Source organism: Demequina sp. TMPB413 (genome assembly GCF_020447105.2).
Taxonomy (GTDB): Bacteria; Actinomycetota; Actinomycetes; order Actinomycetales; family Demequinaceae; genus Demequina.
In genome coordinates this window covers 2,092,618-2,110,502 of record NZ_CP096184.1, presented here as the reverse complement: position 1 = coordinate 2,110,502, position 17,885 = coordinate 2,092,618, and the positions used below count along the sequence as shown (strand labels likewise).

The following is a 17,885-nucleotide window of genomic DNA, read 5'->3' as shown; positions in this document are numbered from 1 at the left end:
TCCCGCACACTGACTGCCACATATCGAAGGAGGTCATCGATGACACAGCAAGAATTCTCTGACCTGAAGGCGCTCTTCATCAACTGCACGCTGAAGCCGTCACCTGAGACGAGCAACACGCAGGGCCTGCTCGACGTGGCGGCGGCTGTCATGGCAAACCAAGGCGTCACGGTCGATACCTTCAGGGCGGTCGACCACGACATTGCGCCAGGTATGGCGGCTGACATGACGGAGGATGTGCCTGGCGGCAACCAGCCGAGCGACGATTGGCCCGCGCTGGCCGAGCGCGTCCTTCAGGCGGACATCCTGGTGCTGGGCTCGCCCATCTGGCTCGGCGCCGAGTCATCGGTCGCGCGCCGCGTCATCGAGCGCCTGTATGCGATCAGCAGTGAACCAAACGAACGCGGCCAGTACCAGTTCTACGGCCGCGCAGGTGGAGCAGTCGTCACGGGTAACGAGGACGGCTACAAGCACGTGGCGAGGGAGTTGCTCTATTCGCTCCAGCACATCGGGTTCACTGTCCCGCCTCAGGCCGACACCGGCTGGGTGGGCGCGGCGGGCCCCGGCCCCTCCTATCTCAGTGACGACGGCGGCGGCCAAGACAACGATTTCACGCAGCAGACCGCCACCTTCATGGCGTGGAACCTCATGCATACTGCGCGCTGGCTCAAGGATTCGGGGGGCTTCCCCGCTGGGGGGAACTCGTCGAAGGCGTGGAGCGAGGGCGAGCGCTTTGGCCACCCGGCGGCGAGTAGCCAGGGGTAAGGCGGGGCCGCTACTCCTTGACCTCCACCACTGAGACTTCCTCTTCCGAGCGACCAGGTGTGAACACGGTCGCGGCGCCGAGCACGACGGCGACCAACGCGAGCAGGGCGAGCACGGCAAGGGACGACGCCCACCACACGGCGGTGGCGACGAACAGGGCGGCCACCGCGAGTACCGACCACCGACCGCCGGCCAGGCGCATCACGACAGCGAGGGTCGCGAGGTAGACGGCCGCGCCGACGGCGATCAAGGTGCCCGCGACCCCGCTGGGCTCGTCGGACTCGAGCGCCTTGATCGCTTCCTCGACGCCGGCGGCAGCGACGATGATCCCGGCAACAAGCGGCAGGTGCAGATACGTAAAGAGGTCCCGCACCACCGCAGGCTTGAGTTTCTCCTTCGCGGACGTGAGCGCCTCTTCCAGTGCGGGCCCCACGGCCCTGAAGTAGGGGCCCCAGAGCCCGACGGCCAAGGCGATGCCCGCCACGGCGAAGGCCAGCAGGGTGGCGCCCAGTTCGACCTGGTCTGCCGCGGCCCCGACGGCCACCACCGACTCGCCAAGCGCCACGATCAACATGAGGTTGTAGCGCTCCGCGACGTGCCCGCCTGATCGCAGTTCCGGGCTGCGTCCCACCGCGTCGAGTACGTACGAGACTGCGAGGTCGGCGGCAATCGTGGCGATCCACCACCACAGCCGGGTCTCCGGCGACATGAAAGCGCCGACGATGAGGAGTGCGGACGAGGGCAGCCAGGCGGCGGCGAGCCACGCGAGGTGCCGCAGCGCGCGGTCGTCATCACGGGAGACGTAGGCGGAGATCGAGGCGTGGACGCCGCGGATCACGAGGTACATCGCCGCGAAGGTGAGCGGCTTGAGCGTCCCGCCTTCCGCCTCCCAGAGCCCGTTGATGGCGAAGCCGGCCACAAAGACGGCGGCCATCGTGACGACGAAGCCCATGAGTGGAAGGCCGCGATCGGCCCTGACGCTGTTGCCGAGTCGCACGTAGGGAACCCACGTCCACCACAAGACTGTGAGCAACGTGAGGCCCTGTGCGGCGCCAAGCGGCGAAGCCTCGTGTGCGATCCACGCGGTGACCTGCGTGAAGGCGAACACGTAGACAAGGTCAAAGAACAGCTCAGCCGTGGTGACCTTGTGATCCTCGGGAGTGGCGTGAGTGCTCACCATCTTGCGCAGTGCGCGCACAGCGGCTCCTTCCGGCTCGAAGGCGGGGAGTCCGCCACAGATTCAACGGGAACCGGTGCCGAGAAGATTCCCACGGAGCGCGCGAGGGAACCGGGGTTGCGGTCTCGTTTCGTCAACCCGCGCGGAAGCGCTTGACACCTCTGCGCACGCTACCCATACTCAGTATGTAGATACCGAGTATGTATGAGGGGGGCCATGTCCATCAAGAACGCATTGCTTGCGCTGCTCGTCGAGGGGGAGCAGTACGGGTACGAGCTGCGCGCAGGATTCGAACAGCGCACTGGTGGGGCATGGCCCCTCAACATCGGGCAGGTATACACCACGCTTGACCGTCTTGAGCGAGACGGCCTCGTGGAGCGCCGAGAAGCGGACGATGAGCGCCAGGTGCACTACGCACTCACCGATGCCGGCAGGAAGGCCGCATCCCAATGGTGGGCGACACCGACCGTTCCGGCGAGCCCCGGCCGCGAGGACATCGCACTCAAAGTCGCGCTCGCGGCGACCAGCCCCGGCGTGGACGTCGGTGCGGTCATTCAGGCCCAGCGCAAGGCGGCCATGGAGGCCCTGCAGGACTTCACGCGCGCCAAGCGCACATCGTCCGGCGCAGATGACGCGTGGGAACTGGTGGCGGACGCCATGATCTTCCGAGCAGAGGCCGAGGTGCGGTGGCTCGACCACACCGAGTCGCGGCTCGCGAGACGGCGCGCCTCGCGCGCTCAGGCCGCGGCCCCGGCCTCCACAGATACGGTCGCCCACGAAACGGTGGGTCGGTCATGAGGCGCGCGGCAAGGACCGGTGAAGATTCAGGCCCCGCGCTACGCCTTCGAGAAGTGAACAAGACCTACCCCTCCGGCGACACCTCCATCCACGCGCTCGAGAACGTGAGCCTCGACGTCGAGGCGGGAGAGATGGTGGCCGTCATGGGCACGTCAGGCTCAGGGAAGTCCACCCTGCTCGCCATTGCGGGCGCGCTCCTGACTCCCACCTCCGGAGTTGTCGAGGTGGGTGGGCTCTCCCTTGGTACGCTCGGCCGCCGCCAACTCGCGGCCGTGCGTCGCGAGCGCATCGGCTTCGTGTTCCAGGACTTCAATCTCATGCCAGCCCTGACGGTCCTCGAGAACGTTGCCCTGCCGCTCGACCTTGCGGGCGCCTCCCGCGCCACCGCGCGGTCTGAGGCCAGGCGGGCACTTGCCTCAGTCAATATGCGACAGCGCAGCAGTGACTATCCTGACGACCTCTCGGGTGGTCAGCAGCAGCGCGTCGCTATCGCGCGCGCCATCGTGGGAACACGCGGGCTGCTGCTTGCCGACGAGCCCACGGGAGCTCTGGACTCCGTCACCGGTGACCATGTGCTGGCTGGGTTGCGAGAGCGAGTCGATGAGGGCGGCGCGGTGGTATTGGTGACCCACGATCCACGCCACGCCGCATGGGCTGACCGCATTGTGTACCTGGCGGACGGGCGGATCATCGATCAGTCGACTGCGTCCCGGCCAGAGCAACTACTCGCTGGCGAAGTGCGGTGAAGCCACTCGCCCCCATGTGGCGCGGGCTCACGGCCCTGCGTTTGGCGACCAAGGAACTACGGCGCGCCCCGCGCCAGGGCGTGCTCGTGGTCACGATGGTCTCGCTGGCGGGTGCGGTGCTGATGGCTGTAGGCACAGTCCATGTCAGCCAGCAGCCCACCGCCCAGCAACAGATTCGCGCAGAACTAGGACAGAACCAGGCGTGGCTCGATGGGAGCATGTGGGGTGGCCAGTCGGTGGTGCAAGCGCCGACGGACCCCCGCACCGTGGGGACGGAAGACGTCGAGTTCTCGGAACTTGGTGCCGCACTAGTCGACGTGCAGGCCATCCTTCCGTCGGGAACCGAGGCAATCCCGGTAGCCCAAGGCGGCGGAACCGTGCGTGCCGGCGATGCGCTGGTGGGGGCCCAGTATCTCGCCGGGGAGTTGTGGCGTACCGAGTTTGCGGGCTTGTATGACGTGGTCGAAGGAGTTGCCCCCGTTGCAGCCGACGAGGTGCTGGTATCTGTCAGCGCGGCGGAGCTTCTCGAGGTGACGGTGGGCGACTCGGTGGAGTTGACCTCTCCTGACATGACTGCGACGGTCACGGGCATTGTCGAGCAATACCGTGGCTCGTACCGAGACTTCGTCGTGCTGACCGACGCAGCGATGGTCGGTGACCGCGACCAGCCTGTGGTGACGTGGTACCTACCTGACCTGGCGCCTACGTGGGCGCAAATCCAGGAGTGGAACACGCTGGGTGTGGTCGCGTACTCACGTGCCGTGGCGCTCGACCCTCCCGACGTGGCCTATGGGCCCTCGTCCGGCAGCGACGGGGTCGCACCCGCCATGCTGGCCACCGCAGGCATCGGCCTCATCGCTTTGGCCTTGCTGGCAGGGTCGGCCTTCTCCGTTGGCTTCCGCCGGGACCAGCGAAGGCTCGCCTTGCTGGCCGCAAACGGCGCGAGCAGGGGGGGCGCTGACCACCGTGGGAGTCGCGACGGGATTCCTGCTGGGGACGATTGGCGGCGTGGTGGGCGCCGCCATTGGACTCGGCGCGGGATGGGGCTGGATCGCCTACCTGCTCAACGCGGGTGGGAACGGCGGCGAGAGTGCAGTCTGGGGCTATCACTGGCAGCCCCTCCACGCGGCCGCCGCGATCGCCTTTTGCGCCCTGGCGGGGGCCTTGTCGGCGCTCATTCCCGCAGCGGTGGCGTCTCGTCTTGACGTGATGTCAGCGTTGCGCGGGGCACGCAGGCCTTCACCGCCGCGGCGCTGGATGGCCTGGGTCGGCTCCGCACTCGTGGCGATAGGTGTGGCGCTCGACATCGTCGCCACACGTCGCTTCGAGGCGTCGTTCGACGTCATTGACGATTCCTCCATGGCCAACCAGGCCTCGGTGCTGCTGATAGCGGGCTTCGCGGCGACGTTTGCGGGACTTGCCTTTGTCTCCACCGCGCTCTTGCGTGGCCTCGCGCGGGTCCTCGCCCCGGTGAGCGTGTCAGCACGGCTTGCCGCGAGGGACGCCGCACGCAACGTGGGGCGCACCGTTCCCGTGATCGCCGCCATCGGGGCAACGCTGGCGATAGCGACAGCCGTGGTGGTCACGAACGACCAAGACATCGCCCGATGGCAGGGAGAGAGGGACTTCCAGGCGCCCCTTGGCGACGGCAGGCTCTATCTCGACATGGACGCCACCTCCACCACAGCGGGCGAGTTGGTCGAGGCGGTACGAAGCGTGGTGCCGGACGCCACCATCACCGAGGTGGCGGCATGGGACACCGGCACCGTGGAGCCGGGCACCTTGGTGCCCGAGGTGGCGTATCCGCGAGAACTTCTTTGCCTCCACCAGGGGCGCACGGCACGCGAGATTGCCGAGGATCCGCGCTGCGACGACGACGTGGCCTGGAACTCCAACGTGGCGGTTGGAGGTGCCGCACAGTTGAGTGCCATCACGGGTCAGGAGCCGTCGCAGGCGGCCTTGGACGCGCTCGCAGGTGGCGAGGCGGTGGCGTTCAATCCTGATCAGGTGACCGACGGGGCGCTGACCATCCAACTGTGGGACTACGCTGCCGGGAACTATCCGTCGTACGGGGACGAGGCGGGGCCGACAAACAAGCCGTCAGGAGAATTTGGCCTGCCCGCCGTCGTGGAACGAACTGCCGGTGGTCAGACGCGAGCGTTCGCGGGGATCATCTCGCCAGCCACGGCGGCGGAGCTCGGATACCCGGTGGTTCCGAGCACCGTATACGTCCACGTGGACGGCGGCATCGACCAGAAGCAGGAAGCGCGGATCAACGCAGCATTGACGACCGCAGGCGGCGGTTGGTTGCGCGTTGAACGCCTCTACGAGACGCCTCAATACCAGTTGCTACTGGCCTATGCAGCATTGGCGGTGGCGCTCCTCGTGGCCGGCGCCGCGACCGGAGTGGCGTTAGGTTTGGCTCGCGCCGATGCCCGCAGGGACGACTTCACTCTGGCCTCGCTGGGCGCCTCACCTCGCCTCGCAAGGGCTTCCGCAGGCTGGCAAGGCGCCATCATCGTGGCAGTGGCCAGCGCCATGGGACTGGCAACCGGGTTGATGACGACATGGACCTTGAGCTACCAGAGCCTTGACATGCAGTTCAGCCCGCCGTGGCTGTGGCTTGGCGCCGCATTGATAGCGCTTCCGTCCGTGGTCGGTCTGCTCGCGGCCGCCTTCACCAAGCCTGTCCGGGCCACCCACTACCGTTTGGCCGCGTAGATGGGCCAGCGGCGCGGCCAACAGAAGTGCCCTGCGGGGACCACGCGGCGGTCTATCCGTTCACATCCCGTCGCGTCATCCCCACAGGGCGTGCGTCGCCCTCTCGGGTAGGCGCTCGTCTTGCTAACGCGCGAGCACCGGCTCGGGTTCGCGCGGCGCCGCGCCATCGATTACGGTTGGTGGCCGGTTGTCATGGTCGTGACCGTCGATGTCGATATGCGGCAATAGCCGGTCGAGCCACTGAGGGATCCACCACGAGCGGGCACCCAGCACGCGCATGATGGCCGGCATGAGCACCACCCTGATCACGAACGCGTCCAAGAAGATGGCGACAGCGAGTCCGAGTCCCAGCAGCTTCATGAAGCGGGCATCAGACGTCACGAACGAACCAAAGACCACCACCATGATCGAGGCCGCCGCGACGATGACGCGCGAGACCTCGGCGAGGCCGCGGCGCACCGCGTAGGCGTTGTCGCGAGTGGAGTGCCACAGCTCTGCCATGCGGCTGACCAGGAACACCTGGTAATCCATCGAGAGACCAAACAGGAGCGCAAACAGGATCAGCGGAATGAACGGTTCCACGGGTCCGCCACCTCCCACGCCAAAGAGCTGGTGTCCCCAGCCCCACTGGAACACCGCCACGGAGATTCCGAACGCGGCGCCAGCGCTCAGCAGGTTGAGTGCCGCTCCCACGAGGGGCAACACCAAGGAGCGGAACGCCACGAGCAACACCACCATTGACAGCCCCACCACGAGGGCGAAGAACAGCGGGATCGAATCGGCAATCCTGTCGGTGAAGTCGATGTTGGACGCCGTCACGCCGCCCACGTGCACGTCGTAGTTAGTCGCGGCAGGCGCGTAGTCGGAGCGGATGCGCTCCACCAGCTCATTGGTCTCTTCAGACTGTGGACGAGAATCGGGAACGACCCTCAAGAGCGCCGTATCGCCAGCAGCGTTCGGCACTGGACCGATGACCGCAGCCACACCAGCGTCGTCCGCCAAGTCCTGTGCCAGCTGTGCCAACTGGGGTGGCAACGGCGCGGTCCCGGCAAGAGCGTCGGCTGTGAAGGCGCCCGTCTCGCCCAGGTCGACTGCGACCACCACTGCACCGTTGGTACCTGCGCCAAAGCCGGTGGACATCAGGTCGAAAGCGACACGCGACGGCGTGCCAGCGGGGTCGTTGCCAGCGTCGGAGTTGCCCAAGCGGATGTCGAGGGCAGGGATGGCAAGGAAAGCGAGGAAGGCGACGGCGGCGAGCGACGCGCCAAGCGGCCGACGCTCGACGAGCCTTGCGAAGCGTCCCTGAGTGGCCGCGGGCTCGGGGACACGACCGTGCTCGGCAAGGGCCGCACGGTCGGACTTGCCCAGGATGCGGGTGCCGTAGAGCGTGAGCAACGCGGGCACGAGCGTGGCGGAGGCCGCCACCGAGAACGCGACGGTGATGGCCGCGGTGATGGCAAGCCCTGTGAGGAAGGCGATTTGAGGCACGAGCATCCCTGCAAGCGCAATGAACACTGTGATGCCGGCGAACACGACCGCACGGCCAGACGTGGCCATCGCGCCGGTGACGCTCTCGCGCACGCCACGGCCGGCCTTGAGCGAGTGCCGGTGGCGATTGACGATGAAGAGGGCGTAGTCGATGCCGATGCCGAGGCCGAGCAAGACGGCGAGGATCGACGCGGACGGCGTGAGTGGGCCGAGGTTGCTGGCCAGCCCAAGGGTGCCGACGGTTGCCGTCACGGCGGCGATGGCCGAGATCAGCGGCACGGTCGCCGCGCGCCCGGAGCCAAACGCAATGACCAGGATCACGCCGGCGATGAGGAGGCCGATCAGTTCGCCGATGCCCACTTCAGGCTCTTGAAGCCGTGAGGCAGGGCCGCCGCCGTGGCCGACGGTCAGGCCGTCGATCGCGTCGAGGCTGGCGGTCAGCTCTGCGACGTGCTCGATGTCGTCGATCGGCAGGTTGTACGCGGCCTCGTCGTACGCCACGGTGGCGTAGCCCACCGAGCCGTCGGCGCTCAGTTGCGAGGCGCCTTTCGGCGTGAACGGGCTTGTCACCTGGGCGACGGAGGGGACTGCGGCCATCTCGGCCAAGGCCTTCTCAATGGTCGATTGCCACGCACTCAGGTCGCCGGCGTCGGCGCTGACGACGACGGTGTCGGCGTCTCCCGATTGCTGAGGAAAGCGTTCGTCGAGAAGGTCGTAGGTGGCTTGGGAGTCGGTTCCTGGCAGGGAGAAGGTGTCACGGAAGTCGGGACCGGCTGCGGCAGAGGCGGCGGTGAGGCCCACCACGGCTGTGAGCCAGGCGAGCAATACGAGGATGGGCCTTGTCGTGGCGAGGCGGGCGAGGGTTTTCATTTCAGACCCTTTCGGAGTGACTGAACGACCGGTAAGATGGGGTAGGGCGATCGTGGCATACTGACTAAACGGTCGTCAAGTGGAACGTCGCGCGCGGTCGCTGCCCTAGTGGCGGGTCGCAGTGAGAGAATGGGAAAATGAGCATCGAAGCCGAACTCAAGGCGCCGCGCACCAACACGCGCCAGCGCATTCTCGATGTGGCGGCTCATCTGTTTGCCACCAGCGGCTTCGCGGGCACCTCGATCCGCGATATCGCGGACGAACTGGGCGTGACCAAGGCTGCGCTGTATTACCACTTCGAGTCGAAGGAAGTGCTGCTCCAGCAAATCGTCGGTCAGACCTTCGCGGCTATCACGTCCGTCATGGAGCAGCCGCGGGACCTCACTACTGCGCCCGAGCGGGAACGCTTCATTCGAGACGTCATCATGGCCATGTCCTCATGCGACGCCGACGTGGTGGCCGTGATGAAGGACCCGAACCTCGCGCCCCTCATCCATGACGAGAAGGCGTCGAGCGGTATCACGCACCGGTTGGCTGCCCTACTCGCGATGGGACTCAGTGGTACGACCGATCCCGACGCCATCCGCCCGGAGCACCTGATCAGGGCGATCGCGGCCGTAGGCGCCGGGTACGAGGCCATCAACAATTGGCACGTGGCTTATCCGGAGTGCACCGCCCGGTTCGCTGACGCCGACGTGGACGTCATCACCGGCTTTGTTGTCGACGTGCTGGAGTCAGAGGGCCACTAGCGCAAGCGCCGCTTGACTCCGATGTTGAGCACCCGCACGATCAGGTCTACCGTGCGCAATGAGACCTTCCCGGCCGACGCGGTGGCCAAGGCGCGCAAAGGGGTGCTCTCGATGAAGGCCATCTCTGTGGGAGCGTCGTCGCCCGAGGCGTCGATGCCCATCTTGGCCGAGATCGTCCTGAACAGAATCCTGCGCAGTACCCGTCCAAGAGCGGTCTGATGGAGATCTCCGATCAGCGTCTCCCTGGTGTACGGAAGCGTTGCGGCAGGTAAGGGAATCGGGCGGCCGAGCATGTCCTCAAACTCGGCCCGGCTCGCGATCGAACAGGCGAGCGCAGCGGCGGGGGACACCTTCCTCGTGCCTTCGACGACGATCGTCGACGACGCTCTGATGTCGGTGGACGAAAGGCCCACCCTGATCTCGAACTCTCCCGACTCGACGACCCACGCTGCAGCCTGGACGTCGTACGCGGCGAAGGCGCGGTGATCGAGGTCGATCGTCACCGCCTGAGTCTCACCGGGCACGAGCCGGACCTTCGCGAAGCCCTTGAGTTCCTGCTCGGGGCGATACAGGGTCGACTTCACATCCTTCACGTACACCTGCACCACGGTGCTGCCGGCGCGGGCGGAGGTGTTGGTGACGTCGACGGAGACCGAGTGTTTGCCTCCCCACGGCGCGACGCGCAGCGTGTCGACATCGAAGGCGGCATAGCCCAGGCCGTGCCCGAAGGGGAAGCGCGCAGGCAGGCCGAACGTGTCGTGGAAGCGGTAGCCGACGTAGAGGCCCTCGCGGTACTCCACTTGAGTGGGGTGGTCGGCGAAGTGAGCGTCAGAAGGAAGGTCAAAGACCGCCTCAGGGAAGGACTCCGCCAGCCTGCCGCCCGGCTCCTCGTTGCCGAACAACATGTCGGCGAGCGCCTCGCCAGACGCCTGCCCGCCAAGGTATGTCAGCAACACGGCCGCGGCGTCGTCCGCCCACGGCGTCTCGATCGGGGCGCCTGCCGACACCGCGATCGCCGTACGGGGGTTGGCGGCGAGCACGGCAGCGATGAGCTCCAGGTGCCCGTCTGGCAGACGCAAGTGGCTCCTGTCGAAGCCCTCGCTTTCGGCGCTGGGGGGAAGGCCCACGTGGAGGACGACGACGTCGGCCTTCTCGGCCGCTCGGGTCGCCTCTGCGAGCAGATCAGGGGTGGTGTCGCCCGATCGAGGATCGTAGCCAGGCGCGTACGTGGCACTGACACCCCTGGTACGAAGCGCTTCGACCAAGGTCGAGACTCTGGTCGCGTTCACTTGGGAGCTGCCAGCGCCTTGGAAGCGAGGGTGTTCGGCAAAGGCACCGATCACGGCCACCTTGTGCTGGGAAGCGGCGTCGAGCGGAAGCAGCCCGTCGTTCGTGAGCAAGACGGCGCCCGCCGCCGCCGCCGTGCGGGCGAGAGCGTGGTGAGCATCATGGTCGACGTCAGTGAGCCGACCGTCGCGGGCGTGGCCAGCCTGCAAGGCGAGCGCGACGATGCGGGTGCACGCCAGGTCGATCGTCCGGTGGGTCAAGTGGCCGCTGGTGAGGGCTTTGGAGATCTCGCGGTCCCACGCGCTTCCGCTCGACGGCATCTCGAGGTCGAGCCCTGCGCGCACCGCTTCCACCCTGTCGGACACTGCTAGCCAGTCGGAGACCACCACTCCCAAGAAGCCGAACTCACTGCGCAGGATGTCGTGGATCATCACCTCCGACTCGCCCACGTGAGTGCCATTGATGAGGTTGTAGGAGGACATCACCATCCACGGCTCTGACAGTTTGAGGGCCGTCTCGAATCCCGTCAGGTAGATCTCTCGGAGCGTGCGCTCGTCCACGATCGTGTCGAGACGGAACCTGTCCGATTCCTGGTTGTTGGCGGCGTAGTGCTTGAGGCACGCGCCGACGCCTTCTGACTGGATGCCCCGCACCAAAGCCGCCGCGAGCACGCCGGACAGCAATGGGTCCTCCGAGAAGTACTCGAAGTTTCTGCCGCCTGCTGGATGGCGCTTGATGTTGAGGCCAGGCCCGAGCACCACGTCAACGCCAGCGCTTGCCGCCTCGCGGCCGATCGCAGCGCCCACCTGTTCGACAAGTTCGGCGTCCCACGTCGCGCCAAGAGCTGACGCGGTGGGGAAGCATGTCGCCGGTTGTGCGCCGCCCAGACCTGCGTGGTCGCCGCTTCCATCTTGGTGGCGCAGCCCGTGGGGTCCGTCGGCCATCACGAACGACGGCACGTCATGGTCGGGCAGAGGGACGGTCGTCCAAAAGTCCTTGCCGGTCAGCAAGGTGATCTTGGTGTCACCATCGAGCGAAGAGACGATCGTGGAGGCGAGCGCGAGGTATTCGTGAAAAGACATTCGCGAACTCCCAACGACGATGGCGGACTCGTCCCCCTGGACCGTTACTTTACTGCGGAAAGATTAGCGTTTCGGCCTATTGTGGGAAGCAGACAACTGCAGGAGGTGTTCTTGGCGCAACGACTCCCACCCCAAGTGCGCCGCGAGCAGATCCTTGACACCGCCATGGAGATGCTCGCTGAGCGGGGCTATCGCGGGTTGACCATGAAGGCGGTGGCGACTCGATGTGGACTGACCGCGCCAGCCGTCACGTACTACTTCAAGGACATGCAGACCCTGCTGATTGCCGTGCTGAGGCGTCGCGACGCGCTCGATGGCGATCGCTTTGTGCCTACCGGCCCCGGTGGCACCCTGACGGGCAAGGACATCGCGGACGGAGTCCTGCAGTCCATGTTGGAAGACCCGCACGCCGCCAGGCTCCGCACCGTGCTGTCTATCGAAGCCATGGACCCCAGCCACCCTGCCCACGACGCGTGCAAACAACGTGACGAAGCCGTGGTCGCGTTCCTCGTGGAGCGCCTGGACGGTCAGTACGACGACACCGAGACGCTTGCGAGGACCCTGATCGCCGCGCTCGAAGGCGTGCAGGGCGCATGGCTGCGCCACCCCGACTACATCGACCTCGAGATGGCGCTCCACGACATCGTCAACTGGGTCATCACGGAGCACGTCGCACGCTAGTCGCCGCGCCGCCCCGAACGCCGACGCTCGAGAACCTCGCGTAGCGGCGGCACCAGGACGCCGTTTGCCGCCCAGTCGGCACGCGCCTTCGCGCGGTTGCGGACGATGCCGACCACGCCGACGGCCCACGGAAGAGCGAGCGCGGCGAAGGCCAAGCGGTATGCGTCGAGGTCGTAGTTGCCGTCGGGCGCGGCGAGTTGCAATACCGCGCCGACCAGGCCGACTGCCACGATCGTGGAGACGAAACCGCCAGTGTTGACCAAGCCGTTTGCCGCACCAAGGCGACTGTGGTCCGCGAAGGTCCGCGCATAGTCGAGGCCCACGAGAGACACCGGCCCGCCCGCGGCAATCGCCATGACGAACAAGACGAGCTGCCACATGGGGCGCGGGGTGCTCGGGATCAACAGGAGCGCCCAAGCCACCGCCGTCACGCAAGCGAACATGAGCACCATCCAGGAGCGCCTGAACGGGTGCCTCGCGGTCGCGGTACCCACGAACGGGCTCACCACAAACTTCGACAGGGTGAGTGCGGTGAGCAGGAGGCTCGCCTCTGCCACCGAGCGCCCTTGCGCGGTGACGAAGAACGGCACTCCCCACAGCAGCGCTACGGTATTGGCGGAGAACAGCGCCGTGAAGTGAGTCCAGAAGCCGAGCCTTACCCCCGCCTTTGACACCGTGGGACGCGACTGGGCGACGGCTACTGCTGGGACGTCGTCGGCGTCGGCCGCTCCTGGAGTGCGCACGCCCGACACGACCACTGCCGCCACGATCCCCAGGCCCGCCAGCACCAGGAAGGTCGTGGACCAGCCTTGGGCATGAAGTAGCCACGCCACGGGGATGGCGGTGGCGAGCTGACCCGCCTGACCCACTTGCGCGGTCAACTGCACCATTTGCGGTGCGCGCCTGGGCGGAAACCAGTGAGCGACCAGGCGCGAGGCGGAGATGAAGATCGGGGCGTCGCCAGCGCCGATCAGCACGCGGGCCACGATTGCCCACGTGAAGCTCTCGGTGGTGGCCATGAGGACCTGGCCGATCGCCATCAGGAGAGAACCCGCGACCATCACCGTGCGCGGACCGAACCGATCAAGGAGTCTCCCGGAGGGCACCTGCAGGATCGCGTAGGCCGCGATCTGGGTCATGGAGAGCGCCGACAGAGCGGTCGCACCGATCGCAAACCGGTCGAGCGCATCGACGCCCGCTACACCGAGCGCCGTGCGGTGCATGATCGCCATGAAGTACGCGGCGCTCGCGGCGGCAAAGACCCACCACGCGCGGCGCGATACGCGTGCGGCCATGGCGGCTCCTCGGCGGTCTGTGGCGGCTCGTCCCACGGTGCGTGAGGCGTCGGAGCCGTGCCCACAGGGTAGGGGAGAGGCGAGGCTGCGTGGCCGGACTAGCGACCCAGCCCGCGTGCGGCCCACGCGGGAGGGCAACCCAGCCAGCGGGCGACGGGGCGGGCCCTACATCTCCTCGTGCGTGTTCGGGTCGCCGCCGAACAGCCGTCCATCCGGGCGGTCAAGCGCGCTGATGCCGGCCATCTCCTCATCGCTCAACTCGAAGCTGAACACGTCGAGATTGGCCGCCTGGCGTGCCGCGTTGGCGGACTTCGGAAGCGGAATGTTGCCCAACTGGACCTGCCACCTGAGCACCACCTGTGCGGGAGCGACGCCGTGAGCCTCTGCGGCGTCGGCCACCGCACCCACTTCGAAGGGCGCGTTCCGCTTGCCGAGCGGGCTCCACGATTCGGTCGCGATGCCGCGCTGGCGGTGGGCCGCTCGCATCTGCTCTTGAATGAACAGCGGGTGCAACTCGATTTGATTGACAACCGGCGTGACGTCGGTGTCGGCAATGATGCGACCCAGGTGTTCATCGGTGAAGTTGCTGACGCCGATGCTGCGCGCGATGCCCTCCTCGCGGAGCATCACGAGTCCCCGCCACGCCTCCAGGTACTTGCCGGTGATCGGGTTCGGCCAGTGAATGAGCATCACGTCGATCTGATCGAGCCCCAGTCGCTGCAGAGACTCGTAGCCAGAAGCGATCGCGCGCTCGGTGTCGTGGTGACGGCCGGGCAACTTGGTCTGCACCGTGATGTCTTCTCGCGGCGTGCCTGACTCGCGCAAGAAGTCGCGGATGGCGCGGCCCACCATGCCCTCGTTCTCGTAGTTGAAGGCGGTGTCGATGAGCCGGTATCCAGTGTCGAGCGCCGACCTGACGGCTGCGTAGCCCTCCTTGCCTTGAAGGGGGTACGTGCCAAAGCCGATGGAGGGGATCGAGTGGCCGTCGTTGAGCAAGTGCGTGGGGATGGTCATGGTCCCAGGCTACGACGAACGCGGCGGCTGGACCTCCCGGAACGGCCAGTGCGGAATCGCAGGGCGGCACGCGGTGTTGCGTCCACGAAGAGGCGCTGCGTTCCTGCACGTCGACGCAGCAACCAGGAGGTTCACATGGCAAGCATCACCGTGATCGGGGGCACCGGCTATGCGGGTGCCGCGATCGTTGCCGAGGCGGCCGCGCGCGTTCACCGCGTGACGGCGGTCGCGCGATCCGTTCCGATGGTCCCTGTTGACGGAGTGACGTATCTGCAGGGTTCGGCGCTTTCAGGAGACGTGCGGGCGCGTGCCTTCGAGGGCGCCGACGCCGTGGTCACCGCCACCTCCCCTCGCGGAGACATGGTGGATCACCACCTTGACTTGGCCTCCCTGTTGGCCGAGTCGGCGATCCAGTCCGGCGCAAGGCTGATTGTGGTGGGCGGCTTCTCTTCGCTGCGACCGGCACCAGGTGCGGCCCGCTTCATCGAGGGCGAGGTTCCCGAGGAGTACCGTGCAGAAGCGCAGGCCGGACACGCCGTCTACGAGTCGCTACTTGCCGCTGACCCCGCGCTTGATTGGACCTTCGTGAGCCCGGCCGCCACGTTCGGAGCCTTCGCTCCAGGCGAGGCGACCGGTCGGTATCGCTTAGGCGGCGAGGTGGCCATCTTCGATGAGGACGGCAAGTCCTTCATCTCGGCACCCGACTTCGCGGCGGCGATCCTTGACCTGATCGACAACGACGAGCACCACAGGGAGCACGTCTCCGTCGTGGGCTAGCTGTTGCGTCTCATGAGGTTGGTGACGGCGGGGCCGTGAGCGAGGGATAGGCCCCCAGGCAGGATGGAAGTACCACTACGACCGTTCTGACCAAAAGGACCTATCCCTCATGCACCACGCTAATGCCCCGCTCACTGCCGAAGGCCGGCTGCGTTTGATCCAGCGTTGCCAGCACCGTCCGATCGCTCACGTCGCCGCCGAGGCGGGGGTATCGCGGGCGTGTTTGTCGAAGTGGAAATCCCGGTTCGATAGCGATGGTTTCGCCGGGCTCGCAGATCGATCTTCGGCCCCGCATGCGCGCCCCACGATCACCGCGCCCGAGGTTGTGGAGCTGATCGAGACGTGGCGGCGCGAGCATCACTGGACAGCTCGGGCGATCCGCCGCGAACTGGTCGCCCACGGCCACGTTGTGTCACTGGCCACCGTCGGTCGGTGGCTGAAACGGTTGGGGATCTCAAGGTTGCGGGATCTGGACCCTGACGGGTCCACCAACCGGGTCGTGGGCACCATCACGGCACGTTTCCCCGGTCACATGGTCCACCTCGACGTGAAGAAAGTCGGCCGCATCCCCGATGGTGGTGGTCATCGTATCCACGGCCGCGGATCCGAGCAGCATCGCGCCACCGAGCGAGCCAAAGTCGCAGGCGCCAAAGCCGGCTACGTGTTCCTGCACTCGATCGTCGATGGGTACTCCCGCCTGGCCTACACCGAACACCTGGCCGACGAGAAAGCGTCGACCACGATCGGCTTCTATGCCCGCGCCCGCGCATTCTTCAAAGCGCATGGCATCGAGCGGGTCGTGACCGTCGTCACCGACAACGGAGCCAACTATCGGGCCAAAGACTTCATCCGGACCATCGCCGCGACTGCGTCCCGGCATCAATACATCCGTCCCTACACGCCCCGACACAACGGCAAAGTCGAACGCTACAACCGGATCATCGCGAACGAGTTGCTCTACGCCCGGATCTGGCTATCCGAAGCACAGCGCGCGGCCGCGATCGAGCGCTGGAACATCCACTACAACTACCATCGTGACCACACTGCCATCGGGGACCGGCCCCCAGCCTCACGACTCAAAGCCCGCGTCACCAACGTCATGAGCCAGAACAGCTAGCGGTCGCGGCGCCTGCGCCACACCTCACGGATGCTCGGCACCAGCAAGCCGTCGCTTGCCATGACGGCCCTGGTGTCACGCCGGCTTCCCACCACGCCTGCGATCCCCACGAGCCACGGAACTGCGAGCGCGGCGAAGGCGACGCGATACTCGGCCAGCGAGTACTCGGAGGATCCGGCGGGGGACACCGCCTGCAGCACCACGCCTACCAACAGCACGCTGATGATGGTCGAGATGAATCCGCCCATGTTCACAAAGCCAGTGGCGCTCCCGAGCCTCCCGCTCACCGCGAAGGTGCGTGCGAAGTCCATGCCCACCAGCGACATCGGCCCGCCAGCGCCCACCACGCACACGAACACGATCAGCTGCCACAAGGGACGCGGCGTCGTGGGCACAAGGATCGCGACCCATGCGAGCGCCGTGATGACGGCGCCACCGATCACGAGCCAGCTGCGGCGCAAAGGATGGCGTGCCGTGAGCGCACCAATGACGGGCGCGGCGGCGATGATGGCGATCACCATGGCGGTGAGCAGGAGGCTTCCCTCGGCAGGGGAGCGGCCCTGGGCCGTCGTGAAGTAGGGATACCCCCACAACAGTGCGATCGTGTTAGCGGAGAACGGCCCCACGAAGTGGCTCCAGAATCCGAGCCTCACTCCCGCCGTTCGCATCGAGGTGGTCATCGCGGCGCGCACCGAGATCGACGAGGAGCGCTCGGGAGAGAACGAGGCGTCCCGTGGGCGAATCAGCAGCCACCACACCGCCGCGGCCGTCATCGCACCGACGATCGCGAGGGAGCCGAGCGCCGCGGTCCAACCGGCCCAGTGCAGCACGAAGGCAAGCGGGATCGCGGTGGCGAGTTGGCCCGACTGGCCGATCAAGCCGGTGACCTGGACCATCAGTGGCACCCGCCGCGCCGGGAAGTGGTGGGCGACCAGCCTTGTGGCAGCGATGAACACGGGAGCGTCGCCCGCGCCGATCAGCACTCTCGCCGCCAGCGCCCACCCAAAGTTCGGGGCAAAGGCCATCATGGCCTGCCCAAGCGCCATCACGAGCGAGCCGACCGCGATCACGGCGGCAGGCCCGTAGCGGTCGAGCAGATTGCCTGCCGGCACTTGCATCGCCGCGTACACGGCGATCTGGAGGACTGCCAGGAGCGAGAGCGCCGTGGCCTCGATACCGAAGCGGTCAAGCGCCTCGACGCCGGCCACGCCCAGCGCGGTGCGATGCACGACCGCCACGAAGTAGGCGGCCGCCGCCGTGGCGAACACGAGCCAGGCCATGCGGCTGGCCATCGGCGGGCGAGTCTGACTCACGAGGT

15 protein-coding genes are annotated in these 17,885 nt (G+C 66.8%); 9 read left to right on the top strand and 6 right to left on the bottom strand.

The window, feature by feature from the left end; all coding sequences use genetic code 11:
* Positions 1-39: 39 nt before the first annotated feature.
* Positions 40-765: a flavodoxin family protein gene (locus LGT36_RS10065; RefSeq protein WP_226095328.1), complete on the top strand. Its 726-nt coding sequence runs from the start codon at positions 40-42 to the stop codon at positions 763-765.
* 10 nt (positions 766-775) lie between these two features.
* Here LGT36_RS10065 and LGT36_RS10060 read toward each other — a convergent pair whose 3' ends face one another.
* Complete coding sequence (locus LGT36_RS10060) at positions 776-1,963, bottom strand: low temperature requirement protein A (protein WP_226095327.1); 1,188 nt, start codon at positions 1,961-1,963, stop codon at positions 776-778.
* 195 nt (positions 1,964-2,158) lie between these two features.
* Between LGT36_RS10060 and LGT36_RS10055 the strand changes: the two genes are divergently transcribed.
* From LGT36_RS10055 to LGT36_RS10040, 4 genes are read left to right on the top strand one after another with little or no spacing between them, the layout of a single operon-like run.
* Positions 2,159-2,740, top strand: coding sequence for a PadR family transcriptional regulator (locus LGT36_RS10055; RefSeq protein ID WP_226095192.1), 582 nt, complete (start codon positions 2,159-2,161; stop codon positions 2,738-2,740).
* On the top strand, positions 2,737-3,486 hold the full coding sequence (locus LGT36_RS10050) for an ABC transporter ATP-binding protein (RefSeq protein ID WP_226095191.1): 750 nt from the start codon (positions 2,737-2,739) through the stop codon (positions 3,484-3,486). Before LGT36_RS10055 ends, LGT36_RS10050 begins: the two co-directional genes overlap by 4 nt.
* A complete protein-coding gene (locus LGT36_RS10045; RefSeq protein ID WP_226095190.1) occupies positions 3,483-4,691 on the top strand; it encodes a hypothetical protein in 1,209 nt (402 codons plus the stop codon). Before LGT36_RS10050 ends, LGT36_RS10045 begins: the two co-directional genes overlap by 4 nt.
* Positions 4,692-4,695: 4 nt before the next feature.
* Positions 4,696-6,207, top strand: coding sequence for an FtsX-like permease family protein (locus LGT36_RS10040; protein ID WP_226095189.1), 1,512 nt, complete (start codon positions 4,696-4,698; stop codon positions 6,205-6,207).
* A 123-nt stretch (positions 6,208-6,330) separates the two neighbouring features.
* Here the strand turns inward: LGT36_RS10040 and LGT36_RS10035 are convergent, their stop codons facing one another.
* A complete protein-coding gene (locus LGT36_RS10035) occupies positions 6,331-8,565 on the bottom strand; it encodes an MMPL family transporter (protein ID WP_226095188.1) in 2,235 nt (744 codons plus the stop codon).
* A gap of 137 nt (positions 8,566-8,702) precedes the next feature.
* On the opposite strand from LGT36_RS10035, the gene LGT36_RS10030 reads away from it, so the two are divergent.
* A complete protein-coding gene (locus tag LGT36_RS10030; RefSeq protein ID WP_226264401.1) occupies positions 8,703-9,314 on the top strand; it encodes a TetR/AcrR family transcriptional regulator in 612 nt (203 codons plus the stop codon).
* Here the strand turns inward: LGT36_RS10030 and LGT36_RS10025 are convergent.
* Positions 9,311-11,683 (bottom strand): beta-glucosidase, encoded by a 2,373-nt coding sequence (locus LGT36_RS10025; RefSeq protein ID WP_248642062.1) that lies wholly within the window; start codon positions 11,681-11,683, stop codon positions 9,311-9,313. The genes LGT36_RS10030 and LGT36_RS10025 overlap by 4 nt on opposite strands.
* A gap of 111 nt (positions 11,684-11,794) precedes the next feature.
* Here LGT36_RS10025 and LGT36_RS10020 point away from each other — a divergent pair, with 111 nt between their 5' ends.
* Positions 11,795-12,364 carry a TetR/AcrR family transcriptional regulator gene (locus tag LGT36_RS10020; protein ID WP_226264389.1) on the top strand — a complete coding sequence of 190 codons (570 nt, stop codon included), beginning with the start codon at positions 11,795-11,797 and terminating at the stop codon, positions 12,362-12,364.
* Here the strand turns inward: LGT36_RS10020 and LGT36_RS10015 are convergent.
* Entirely contained in the window at positions 12,361-13,659 is a 1,299-nt protein-coding gene (locus tag LGT36_RS10015; RefSeq protein WP_226264390.1) for an MFS transporter, read from the bottom strand. The two genes, LGT36_RS10020 and LGT36_RS10015, sit on opposite strands and share 4 nt — an antisense overlap.
* Before the next feature lie 165 nt (positions 13,660-13,824).
* A complete protein-coding gene (locus LGT36_RS10010; protein ID WP_226094677.1) occupies positions 13,825-14,673 on the bottom strand; it encodes an aldo/keto reductase in 849 nt (282 codons plus the stop codon).
* 135 nt (positions 14,674-14,808) lie between these two features.
* Between LGT36_RS10010 and LGT36_RS10005 the strand changes: the two genes are divergently transcribed.
* Both LGT36_RS10005 and LGT36_RS10000 read left to right on the top strand, forming a co-directional pair.
* Positions 14,809-15,450 carry an NAD(P)-dependent oxidoreductase gene (locus LGT36_RS10005; protein WP_226094678.1) on the top strand — a complete coding sequence of 214 codons (642 nt, stop codon included), beginning with the start codon at positions 14,809-14,811 and terminating at the stop codon, positions 15,448-15,450.
* Positions 15,451-15,559: 109 nt separating this feature from the next.
* Complete coding sequence (locus LGT36_RS10000; protein ID WP_248642061.1) at positions 15,560-16,567, top strand: IS481 family transposase; 1,008 nt, start codon at positions 15,560-15,562, stop codon at positions 16,565-16,567.
* On the opposite strand, the gene LGT36_RS09995 is transcribed toward LGT36_RS10000, so the two are convergent.
* On the bottom strand, positions 16,564-17,880 hold the full coding sequence (locus LGT36_RS09995) for a nitrate/nitrite transporter (RefSeq protein WP_226095186.1): 1,317 nt from the start codon (positions 17,878-17,880) through the stop codon (positions 16,564-16,566). The two genes, LGT36_RS10000 and LGT36_RS09995, sit on opposite strands and share 4 nt — an antisense overlap.
* Positions 17,881-17,885 lie beyond the last annotated feature (5 nt).

Bases quoted from the DNA above. Each gene is read 5' to 3' on its own strand.
- LGT36_RS10065 (WP_226095328.1), top strand. From the start codon at position 40: ATGACACAGCAAGAATTCTCTGACCTGAAGGCGCTCTTCATCAACTGC.
- LGT36_RS10035 (WP_226095188.1), bottom strand. From the start codon at position 8,565: ATGAAAACCCTCGCCCGCCTCGCCACGACAAGGCCCATCCTCGTATTG.
- LGT36_RS10015 (WP_226264390.1), bottom strand. From the start codon at position 13,659: ATGGCCGCACGCGTATCGCGCCGCGCGTGGTGGGTCTTTGCCGCCGCG.
- LGT36_RS10005 (WP_226094678.1), top strand. From the start codon at position 14,809: ATGGCAAGCATCACCGTGATCGGGGGCACCGGCTATGCGGGTGCCGCG.
- LGT36_RS10030 (WP_226264401.1), top strand. From the start codon at position 8,703: ATGAGCATCGAAGCCGAACTCAAGGCGCCGCGCACCAACACGCGCCAG.
- LGT36_RS10025 (WP_248642062.1), bottom strand. From the start codon at position 11,683: ATGTCTTTTCACGAATACCTCGCGCTCGCCTCCACGATCGTCTCTTCG.
- LGT36_RS10000 (WP_248642061.1), top strand. From the start codon at position 15,560: ATGCACCACGCTAATGCCCCGCTCACTGCCGAAGGCCGGCTGCGTTTG.
- LGT36_RS10010 (WP_226094677.1), bottom strand. From the start codon at position 14,673: ATGACCATCCCCACGCACTTGCTCAACGACGGCCACTCGATCCCCTCC.
- LGT36_RS10055 (WP_226095192.1), top strand. From the start codon at position 2,159: ATGTCCATCAAGAACGCATTGCTTGCGCTGCTCGTCGAGGGGGAGCAG.
- LGT36_RS10040 (WP_226095189.1), top strand. From the start codon at position 4,696: ATGTCAGCGTTGCGCGGGGCACGCAGGCCTTCACCGCCGCGGCGCTGG.
- LGT36_RS10050 (WP_226095191.1), top strand. From the start codon at position 2,737: ATGAGGCGCGCGGCAAGGACCGGTGAAGATTCAGGCCCCGCGCTACGC.